The organism is Micromonospora sp. DT4, from assembly GCF_049841675.1.
In the GTDB taxonomy this organism is placed as follows: domain Bacteria; phylum Actinomycetota; class Actinomycetes; order Mycobacteriales; family Micromonosporaceae; genus Micromonospora.
Map to the genome: position 1 here is coordinate 1 of NZ_JBNCKT010000156.1, position 9,907 is coordinate 9,907.

The 9,907-nt window shown below is 72.7% G+C and carries 10 protein-coding genes; 1 reads left to right on the forward strand and 9 read right to left on the reverse strand.

Features of this window, described 5'->3' with window-relative positions:
* Positions 1-70 precede the first annotated feature (70 nt).
* The 8 genes from ACLQ24_RS26890 to ACLQ24_RS26925 all read right to left on the reverse strand — a co-directional run bounded on the left by ACLQ24_RS26890 (position 71) and on the right by ACLQ24_RS26925 (position 9,104).
* Positions 71-1,066, reverse strand: coding sequence for an ABC transporter ATP-binding protein (locus tag ACLQ24_RS26890; protein WP_425894501.1), 996 nt, complete (start codon positions 1,064-1,066; stop codon positions 71-73).
* Between the two features lies 1 nt (position 1,067).
* Positions 1,068-3,764: an FtsX-like permease family protein gene (locus ACLQ24_RS26895; protein ID WP_425894502.1), complete on the reverse strand. Its 2,697-nt coding sequence runs from the start codon at positions 3,762-3,764 to the stop codon at positions 1,068-1,070.
* On the reverse strand, positions 3,761-6,946 hold the full coding sequence (locus ACLQ24_RS26900) for an FtsX-like permease family protein (protein ID WP_425894503.1): 3,186 nt from the start codon (positions 6,944-6,946) through the stop codon (positions 3,761-3,763). Before ACLQ24_RS26900 ends, ACLQ24_RS26895 begins: the two co-directional genes overlap by 4 nt.
* A gap of 108 nt (positions 6,947-7,054) precedes the next feature.
* Complete coding sequence (locus ACLQ24_RS26905; protein ID WP_425894504.1) at positions 7,055-7,210, reverse strand: hypothetical protein; 156 nt, start codon at positions 7,208-7,210, stop codon at positions 7,055-7,057.
* A complete protein-coding gene (locus ACLQ24_RS26910) occupies positions 7,207-7,422 on the reverse strand; it encodes a helix-turn-helix domain-containing protein (protein ID WP_425894506.1) in 216 nt (71 codons plus the stop codon). Before ACLQ24_RS26910 ends, ACLQ24_RS26905 begins: the two co-directional genes overlap by 4 nt.
* The gene (locus ACLQ24_RS26915) at positions 7,422-7,880 is read right to left on the reverse strand and encodes a DUF2975 domain-containing protein (RefSeq protein ID WP_425894508.1); all 459 of its coding nucleotides are present in this window, start codon (positions 7,878-7,880) and stop codon (positions 7,422-7,424) included. The genes ACLQ24_RS26910 and ACLQ24_RS26915 overlap by 1 nt, the downstream gene beginning before the upstream one ends.
* 102 nt (positions 7,881-7,982) lie before the next feature.
* Complete coding sequence (locus tag ACLQ24_RS26920; protein WP_425894510.1) at positions 7,983-8,720, reverse strand: VOC family protein; 738 nt, start codon at positions 8,718-8,720, stop codon at positions 7,983-7,985.
* 60 nt (positions 8,721-8,780) lie between these two features.
* A complete protein-coding gene (locus ACLQ24_RS26925; protein WP_425894512.1) occupies positions 8,781-9,104 on the reverse strand; it encodes a pentapeptide repeat-containing protein in 324 nt (107 codons plus the stop codon).
* Here ACLQ24_RS26925 and ACLQ24_RS26930 point away from each other — a divergent pair.
* Complete coding sequence (locus ACLQ24_RS26930; protein ID WP_425894514.1) at positions 9,103-9,285, forward strand: hypothetical protein; 183 nt, start codon at positions 9,103-9,105, stop codon at positions 9,283-9,285. The genes ACLQ24_RS26925 and ACLQ24_RS26930 overlap by 2 nt on opposite strands.
* Before the next feature lie 111 nt (positions 9,286-9,396).
* Here ACLQ24_RS26930 and ACLQ24_RS26935 read toward each other — a convergent pair.
* Positions 9,397-9,907, reverse strand: a 511-nt coding sequence (locus tag ACLQ24_RS26935; RefSeq protein WP_425894516.1) for a DUF222 domain-containing protein, incomplete at its 5' end; no start/stop codon positions are given.

The following is a 9,907-nucleotide window of genomic DNA, read 5'->3' on the forward strand; positions in this document are numbered from 1 at the left end:
CAGACCACCACAGAGCCCTCCAACAGCTGATCAGACAAGATCAACTTGCGGCGGCTTGACACAGGGCAACTCACGCCCGTGCCTCCCGCTCGTCCGAGACCCGGTCACCGGGCCGTACCTGCACATGGTCGGGCTCCAGATCGAGCCGGACCCGCTCCTTCAGCGACAGCGCGTCGACGAACGCGGCCGGCAGTTGCATCCGACCGTTGCGGTCCAGCACCGCGTACTCCTCGCTGATCAGCTCGGTGTTGCCGTCCGCGTCGACGCGTGCGGTCCGGCGTACCTCGGAGGCGGTTCGACCGTCGCGGATCGCGACGGTCCGGCGGACCTGCGTGGCGACGGCGTGGTCGTGGGTGACGACCACGATGGTCACGCCCAGCTCGGCGTTGATGGTGCGCAGCGCCCCGAAGACCTCCGCGCCGGTGGCCTCGTCCAGCTCACCGGTCGGCTCGTCGGCGAAGAGCACCTCGGGGTCGTTGGCCACGGCCACCGCCACCGCGACCCGCTGCTGCTCGCCGCCGCTGAGCTGACCGGGTCGCCGGTCCGCGCCGTAGCCCACGCCGACCAGGTCGAGCAGTTCCCGGGCCCGTTCCCGGCGGGCCCGCCCGGAGTGCGTGCCGGCCAGTTGCATCGGCAGTTCGACGTTCTCCAGCGCGGTGAGGTACGGCAGGAGGTTGCGGCCGGTCTGCTGCCAGACGAACCCGACCAACTGCCGCCGGTAGCTCAACCGACGCTTCGCGGAGAGCGAGAGCAGGTCGTAGTCGGCCACCCGGGCGATGCCGGCGGTCGGCGTGTCGAGGCCGGAGAGGATGTTGAGCAGGGTCGACTTGCCCGAGCCGGACGCGCCAACGATCGCCACCAGCTCACCCCGGTCGATGACCAGGTCGAGCCCCTGTAGGGCGACGACCTCCACCCCCTCGGTCTTGAAGATGCGCACCAGCCCGTCGCAGACGATATGGCCGCGCAGGCGGTCCTGCCCGCCGGCCCGCTCGGCGGCGCGTTGGGCGGCCCGCCGTTGCAGGGCGGCCAGGTCGGGCACCAGGGCACTCTGGGCGGTAGCGGTCATCTCAGCTCTCCTCTCCGACCCGGAGCACCTCACCGAGGCGCAACCGGCGGTTGTTCAGGGCCTCGACGGCGACCGCGAAGCCGAGGACGACCGCCCCGAGCGCGACCACCGCGACGACCAGGCCGGGTTCGAACGCCACCCGGACCGGCATTCCGCCGGTGAACGCGGACAGGCCGAGCACCGGATTGAGCACCAGTGGCAGCAGCGCGCCGACCAGCGCTCCGGTCAGCACCGAGATCCCGACCAACGGGGTCAGCTCGACCAGCAGCAGCCCTCGCCACTGCCGGCGGGACAGGCCGAGGGTGCGCAGCCGGGACAGCACCTGCCCGCGGGCCCGCGCGCCGGCCAGCACGGTGAACGCGATGGCCAGCAGGCCGAGGACGGTGCCGCCGGCGGCGCCCCCCAGGAACCCGAAGGCCAGGACGCCGTTCGCGCCGCCGTCACCGAGCTGGCGTCGTACGCCCGCTCGGGTGTCGACGATGACGCCCAGCGGCCGTTCCCGGCCGGTGACCGCCCCCTGCTTCTGGTAGCGCAGCTGACCCTGGTCACCGGCCTGCCGTAGCGCCTCCGCGTCGATTCGGTCCCCGGCGACGAGCAGGCTGGTCGGCACCGGTGTGGTGGTGCGCGGTGGCAGCGCCTGCCAGGGCAGGATCACGAACCGGCTGGTGCTCGCCGCCAGCAGGGGGAAACCGTCCTGCGAGCCGGCAACCCGGAACTCGTACCGCTGGCCCTGCACGGAGACGAACGCCGAATCCCGCAGTTCCGTCCGCGTCAGGTCGGCAGCGACGGCCGGTGACACGATCGCGGGCACCGCCCCCGGTTCGGCACGGGCGGAGCGCAGCGCGGCCGGCACCGTCACCTCCACGCCGGACTCGCCGGTCACTCTGGTCAAACCGGGGCCGTCGACCAGCAGCACCGTGGTCTGGCCGATCCGCGCGTCGGTGCCGACCTCGTCGGTCGCCAGCCGCTGGTCCGGCTCGATCAGCACCGGCGTCGCGGCGTCGACGCCGGGCAGATTGTCGAGCGCGTCGACGGTGTCCGGGGCGAAGCGTTCACCCCGGATCAGCGCGTCGGCGGGAACGACCTGTTCGGCGGCCCGGCCCCGGCTCGCGTCGACGCCGGCGGCGACGACCGCGCAGAAGGCCGCCGTGCCGATCGCCAGCACCACCACGACCAGCGGCGCGGCGACCGTCGAGCGGCCGGCCCGCGCGGTGCCGAGGAAGGTCACGCTGCCGCGGGTACGCGCGGCGAGCCGACTGGCCAGCAACAACGGCCAGGGGTACGCGCGCAGCGCGAGCACCGCCGCGGCGACCGCGAGCAGCACCGGCACCGATACCAGCAGCGGGTCGACCTCGCCGAGGGTGAGCCCGCGCCGGCGCAGCAGCACGGCGGCGAGCCCGGCCAGCAGCAGCAGGAAGACCTCGACGGTCAGCCGCCGTGTCGACGGACGTATCCGGACCAGATCCCGGCGGGCCGCGCCGATGCCCTGCACTGTCAGCGTCGCCAGCGGCAGTGCCAGGGTGACCAGCAGGGTCGCCACGGCGGCGTAGGGCGCGGTCGGGTCGGGCGTACCGGGGAACAGGGTGCCCAGCCACCAGCCGAGCGCCGCGGCAACCGGCACCACCAGCAGTGACTCGGCGAGGCTGCGGCGGGCACCGGCGGTGGCCGCGCCGCCACGGGCCCGGATCAGCGCGAACTCGGAGCGGCGTCGACGGGTGGACAGGGTCGCCGCGAGCAGGATCAGCCCGGCCAGCGTCGCCAGGATTCCCGCCCCGACGACCGCGAGCAGGGTCCTGGCGGAATTCACCTGGGCGGCGAACGCGCGCAGCGGGATGTCGACGGCCTGGGTCAGCGTGAGACCGGGCGGGACGTGGCGCTGCACCTGTTGCAGGCCCTCGATCACCTGGTCGAGCTGGCGCGCGTCGATCCGGTCGACGCCGAGCCGGTAACGCCACTGCGTGCGCACCGGCCAGCCTGCCGCGGCCCCCTTGTCGAGCACCACCGGGGCGACCACGCCGACACCGATGAAGGGCTGACCGTCTCCCTCGGGTTCGATGACCTGTAGCACCTGTGGCAGCCCGCCCCAGGCGCCGCTCGCGCGATCCACGGGTCGGAACAGCCCGACCACCACCACGGGTGTCGGTTTGATGGGGGCGCCGGGCTGACCGAGGCTGAGCCGGCTGCCGACGCGCAGGTTGAGCTTGCGCGCCACGTCCGCGTCGAGAGCCAGCTCGACAGGCCGGCCGGTGACGAAGGTCTCGTTCGGCCAGGCGCCCTCGACGAGGGTGCTCTCCTGCTGGATTCCGGGCATGGCACGCAGACCGAGGTTGACCAGCAGGTTGCGGGCCTTGAGGTCGGGACCAACCACCCGGTTCGGCGTGGTGTCCACGCTGAGCCAGCGTTCGGTGACGGCGGAGCGTACCTGCGGCGGCATCCCCTCGACCAGGCTGTCGAACTGTTCCCGGGCGCCGGGCATGACCGGCGCGGCGGCGGTGACGACCTCCCCGGTGGCGTAGTTGAGATCCCGGCGGTCGGCCTGCTCGCTGTTGAGCAGCGCCCGCAGGCCCTCTTCGGCGAGCCGGTTGACCAGTCGGGGCACCCCGCTGACCAGCAGCGTGACCACCAGGGTCAACACCGCCAGGAGCAGGAACTGCCCGCCGTACGCCCGGACCCTGCGGGCGGCCGCGCCGACGCTCATCGTTCTCCCCCGATTCGCAGCTGCACCGCCGCCACCCGCTGACGGATGCCGGTGGCAATGAACGCGCTGAAGGCGAGCGCCGCCAGCAGCAGGCCGACCGCGGTCAGGCCGATGGGCGCCCAGGGCAGCGCGAACGCCGCCGGGGGTACCGGCCGGCCGGCGGCCGGAGTGAGGATGACAAGTGGAGCCATGGTGGCCCCGACCGTGGCGCCGAGCAGCAGCCCGACCCCGACGCCGATGCCGGCCAGGAAGGTCTGCTCGGCCAGCAGCGCGCGGGCCAGCAGTTGGGGCGTCGCGCCGAGGGTGGTCAGCACCGCGAACTCGCTCACCCGGCGTCGGGCGGTGGACCACACGTCGACCATGAGGCCGACCAGGGCGAGCAGCACTGCGCCGAGGGCGGCGGCGAGCATCCCGGTGCGCGACCCCCGCCAGTACGGGTCGTCGGCGGCTGCCTCGATCGCGGCACGCCGGTCGAGGACGGTGACGCCGGTCAGTTCGCCGGCGGCGCGGGCGGCGGCCGCCGGGTCGTCGGCGCCCACCCACCACTCGGGTACGCCTCGAACGGTCCCGCCGGTGCGGATCAGCGCGTCGACCGCCGTGGGCAGGTCGAGCAGCACGCCCTCACCGGAGGTGGTCGGCACGGAGTCCAGCTCACCGACCAGCCGGGCCGGCACGGACGCGCCGGAGAGGGCCAGGGTGAGGGTGTCGCCGGTGTGCAGGCTCAACGCGTCGCGCACCCCGGGCGTCATCAGGACCGGAACGGGGGTGATCTGCCCGGCGGGCACGATGGCGAACCGGGTGGGTGGCTGGTACGCGAACTGCCCGCCGGGAATGACCTCCACCGGGAAGCTGGCGGCGACGCCCCTCGTGCTGGACTGCGCCGGGGCGGCTGGCTTACCGCCAGTCGTGGTGGTCCAGCCCCCGGTCAACTCGGCGGGCCGCTTGGCACCGTCCGCGCCGACCAGCGTCAGCCCGTCCACCTGGAGCCGGTACGCGTTCCCGGCCGCCGCCCCACCGTCGGCCTCGAATCCGGCCAACCGCAGTCGTGCGTCCCCCACGTCGGGTAGTCGCACGGTGAACGGCGTGGGCCGTCCGTCGCTGGTGGCATTGACCGCCGGCAGCCGGAAGGCCGACCCGTCGCTGCTGGTTACCAGCAGCGCCACGGCGACCTCCAGTGGGCGGAAGGCCCGGTCCACGGGGGTGCGGGCGGTGCCGGTGATCGCGCGGGTGCCGGCGGGCAGTTCGACGCCGGCGGGTACGCCCCGGGCCCCGACCATGCGCTGGTACTGCGTCGACACTGGCTCGTCGCTCAGCCGGTCGGCGAGCCGGACGACGCCGGCCGCGCCGGCCGGGTCGAAGCCGATCACGGTGACGGGCAGGTCCCCCCGGCCGACCCGTACCTCGTCGCGCCACACCGGCAGCGCCCGGCGCACGCCCGGCAGCGCGGCGAGTTCGCCGGCCCGGGTCGCCGGGGCCAGACCGGCCCGCTCGGTCACCCGCAGGTCGGCGCCGACCGTGTGGCCGGCCTGCTCGACCTGGGAGCGTTCCCCGGTGCTGACCAGGGACCAGGCGAGCGTGCTGCCGCCGACGGCGAGCGCGAGCAGCAGCACGGGCCCGGCGTGGGGACGCCGGCCTGCCTGCCACATGCCCAGCATGGTGGCCGTCCACGGCCGCCGGTCGACGAACCGCTCGGCGAACCGGGTGAGCGGCGGGAGCACCCGCAGTGCCAGCACGGCCCCGGCCAGCACGCCGAGGGTCGGGGCGGCGACCAGCAGCGGGTCCAGACCGAGCCGGCCGTTCGAGCCGGCGAGCGGGGAGGCGTACCGGCGCAGCTGCACCCAGGCGAGCACGGCGAGGGCGACAAGTACCAGGTCGACGCTCGCGCGCTGGATGCTCGCCGACCGGTTCGGCCGGGACCGCGCGGCCATGTCGGCGACGTACGTGCCGGAACCCCGCAGCGTCGGCGCGACCATGGCTACCAGGCAGCCGGCCGCCGTCGCCGCGGCCACCGCCCAGACCAGCGTGGTGTTGCCGCCGGCGGTGGACAGCTCGGCCGCACCGCCGGGCCGGACGAACCGCAGCGCCTCGCCGGCGACCACCGGCCCGAGCAGGGCTGCCGGGGCCACCACCAACGTCGCCTCCCGGGCGGCCAGCGCGGCCAGTTGGCGGCGGGCGGCGCCACGTGCGCGCAGCAGCGCGGTCTGTGGGCGACGGTCCTCGTGCAGCAGGGCGGCGACCAGCACCAACGCGTACCCGCCGAGCACCACGATGAGCAGCAGCGGGGTGGCCAGCGCGGAACGGCCCACCAGGTCGGCGCGGGCGATCCGGTCCAGCAGGCGGTCCATCTTCGTCGAGGTCTGCCCCGAGGAGCCCAGTTGGGCGGCCTCGGGCACCGCCACCGCGGCCTTGGCCACGGCGGCCCGTACGGCGGACAGGTCACCGGTGTCGACGCCGCCGAGGTCCGGTTCGGCCAGCCAGGACGCCGTCGTCGAGCCCGGGAAGATGGTCGTGAAGTCGGCCGGGTCGAGGGTGAACGGCCCGTACGAGGTGGCCGAGCCCGCGCTGCCCGTCCCCACCCCGGGGGCCAGCAGCCAGTACGCCTCGGCGGGTTCGCGGGGTCGCCAGGTGCCGGCGAGCACCACCTCGCCGACCTTCTCGGTGGAGCGGTCCCGCAGCGGAATCCGGTCGCCGACGGTCAGTCCGAGTGTCGTGGCGACCCGCTCCGGCAGACTCACCTGGGCTGGCTTCGCCCCGGGGCGGGGCCACGCGCCGGCGGTCAGCTCGGCGTGCGCGGTCAGGCCGTCGAGGGTGGCCAGGTCGGCGAAGATGGGGTCGTCGCCGGTGCGGGGCACCGAGCCGAGATCGCCGGTCAGTTCCCGGCCGGTGCCGTACCGCGCTGCGGAGACGGTGACCGGACCCCCGCCGAGCCCGTTGGCGAACTGGGCCCGCGCCGCCTGGTCGCGGGTGGCGAACTCGGCGGCGTCTCGACCTCCGGAGCCGCTGACGAGTAGGCCGCGTTCCTCGACCGGCGACGCGGCGACCAACGCGCGCTGCCCGGCGTCCACCGCACGTCGGTTGTAGTCCGACAGACCGGTGACCAACGCTACGGCGACCAGGGCGGCGATCACTGCGGCAACCAGCAGACCCCGCGCCTCGCGGGCCCGCCTCCACACCAGCTTCATCCGACGCCTCCCCTGGCCCTGGCGGGCCGACGACCTTCAAAACAGGTCACCTACGGGGAAAGGTTCGCGCCCGTTACATCATCGTTATTACGGCAACGGTCGGCGACGTCACGTACGGCGTCGCGCCGTCCGTACGGCGAAGGCGATCGCGCCCACGACGAGCAGCGCGCCGATGAGTTGCAGGCCCGGCGAATCGTCGGCCCCTCCGTACACGACGGCGGCAATGCCGAGGGCGACGGCCGCGATGGCGACGACGTACCTCATTCTGTCTCCTCCTGAACCCATTCGAGCAGGTCTCCGGGCTGGCATTCGAGCACCCGGCACATCGCTTCGAGAGTGCTGAAGCGGACGGCCTTGGCGCGGCCGTTCTTCAGCACCGCCACGTTCGCCGGGGTGAGCCCGACGCGCTCGGCGAACTCGCCGACGCTCATCTTTCGCTTGGCCAGCTCGACGTCGATCCGGACGACGATGGGCATCAGATCACCGCTTCCATGTCGGTCCGCAGCGTGGTGGCCTGTCGCAGCAGGGCGCGCATGACCACCATGAGGAGCCCCAGCACGGTGACGCCCACCGTCAGCAGGAACAGCAGGAGCGGCAGCCCGGGGTCGTCCGCGTTGAACCCCACGTAGAGGAAGACGCCCACCAGCACCACCCACGCGGCGGCGATGGCCCAGACGATCGCGTCCACCCACTTCAGCGACGCCTCGGTGAAGATGCGGTCGTTCTTGACCAGGCTGAGCAGCTGCCACGTCGCGACGATCACCACCTGGACGCACAGCACCCAGAAGACCGTCACGATCGTCGCCGGCCACCGAAGGTACGCGTCCTCCGGCGACTCCCGCGCCATGTGCGCGAACTGCCCCGGCAGCGAGAGGGTCTGGAAGAGGACCAGGACCCCGAACAACACCACGAGAAACACTCGGAGAGCGGACACCGCTCGACGTTCAACAACCATGCATCGAGTTTCGCTCGTTACCTATCGAAAGTCAATCGGTGCGGCGTTCGGTACGTGGTGTGCCCGTCGGGTCAGCGCGGGTCAGCGCGGGGTGAGGAGACAGAACTCGTTGCCCTCCGGGTCGGCGAAGACCTTCCACGGGATCGTGCTGTCGCCGAGGTCGATCGCGGTGGCCCCGAGGGCCCGCAGGCGCGCCGCCTCGGTCTCCATGTCGTCCCCCGGGTACGGGCGGACGTCGAGATGGACGCGGTTCCACCCGGCCTTCACATCGGGAGTACGCAGAAACTGCAGGTAGGGGCCCACACCCCGGGCCGAGCGCAGGACCGCGCTCTGGTCGGTCACCTTGTGCACGGTCCAGTCCGTCGCCTCGCCCCAGAAACGGGCCATGGCCCCCGGGTCCGCGCAGTCCACCACCACGGACGCGATCGGGCCGGTGTCCTGGGTCGAGTCGTGCCAGTCCAGCACGCAGAACTCGTTGCCCTCCGGGTCGGCCAGGACGGTCCACGGGACGTCACCCTGACCGACGTTGACGGGTGTCGCGCCAAGGTCCCGAAGGCGCGCGACGACCTGGGCCTGGTGCGCCGCCGAGGTCGTGGCCAGGTCGACGTGCACGCGGTTCTTCACCGTCTTGGGCTCGGCGGAGACGACGATGTCGATGCAGACGGCGACGGGATCGGGATAGACGAAATCCTTCGGTTCGAGGTTGGTCACACCTGGGCCCTCGGTGGACATCTCCCAGTCGAGCACCTCGGCCCAGAAAGCGCCCAGCGCCGAGTCGTCCCGAGCCTTCATATTGATCTGCACAAGCCGCGTCGCCATGGCGGCGATGCTACCGATCGTGGTGCGCCCGACGCGCCCCTGTTCAGGTGGGCCGCCAGGTCACGCGCCCGGGCCAGGAGCCCCACGTCGAGGATCGGCAGTGCCACGAAGGTCAGTGCGGCGAAGGTCAGTGCGGTAGAGGTCAGTGAGGCAGAGGTCGGTGCGGCAGAGGTCGGTGCGGCGAAGGTCAGTGCGGCGAAGGTCAGTGCGGCGAAGGTCAGTGCGGCGAAGGTCAGTGCGGCGAGCACGATGGCGAAGATGCGATCTTCCGCTCGACGTCGGGGTCCTGGCGATCCTGGACGTCGGGCCGACAAATTCGACTCCTCGGATCAGCGGAAGCAGATCCGAGAGCGTAGACGTCAACGGCCTGGCACCCGCCACCATGTCCCAGCTGCAGAGCTTCTCGCCGCAGTCCGGCGTGAACGACTACTGGCAGTGGTCGGAGAAGGGCGACAAATACAAACTCAACGTGTACGACAAAGACCGCTACACCGCCGTTGTCATCAGCGACTACGGCATCGGCGTACTGGTCACCAACACCAGCCCCGGCACCTGGTCGTGGTGACGAGGCATCGACAGTATTTCGCCTCTGCGGCAGCGACAGCTGTCGGCTTATCGTGCAGGTGGGTTGCCGCCCCATTCATTGACACCGGCACACCCCCACGGACCCGCCTACTCACGTCCTTCGGTGGTAGTGGTTGCGGCGCGGCAGTTGCTCCGGGTCGAGCCAGGCCGGCGGCACGAACTCCGGGTGGCCGTCGTCGCCCAGCCGCACCGCCCACTCGGCCTGGTGGACGTGCCGATGGTGGTGGCCGCAGAGCAGGACGGAGTTGTCGAGGCTGGTCGAGCCGCCGTCGGCCCAGTGTCGGATGTGGTGGGCGGCGCACCAGCGCGGCGGCCGGTCGCAGCCCGGGAAGGCACAGCCGCCGTCGCGCAGCACCAGCGCCCGGCGCAGCGGCCCAGCGACGAGTCGGCGTTGCCGGCCGACATCCAGGACCTGACCGCTGCTGCCGAGCACGGCCGGAAGGACGGCGGCATCGCAGGCGAGCCGGCGCACCACATCGGGGGTGAGCCGCAGGCCGACGTCGAGCGCTCCGGCGCCCAACTGCCGGGCTAGCCCTGCATTCCGCGCGTGGCTGATCGTGGGTGGGTTTCGGCGTGGCGGGTTCGTCACGAGCGGGGTCGGT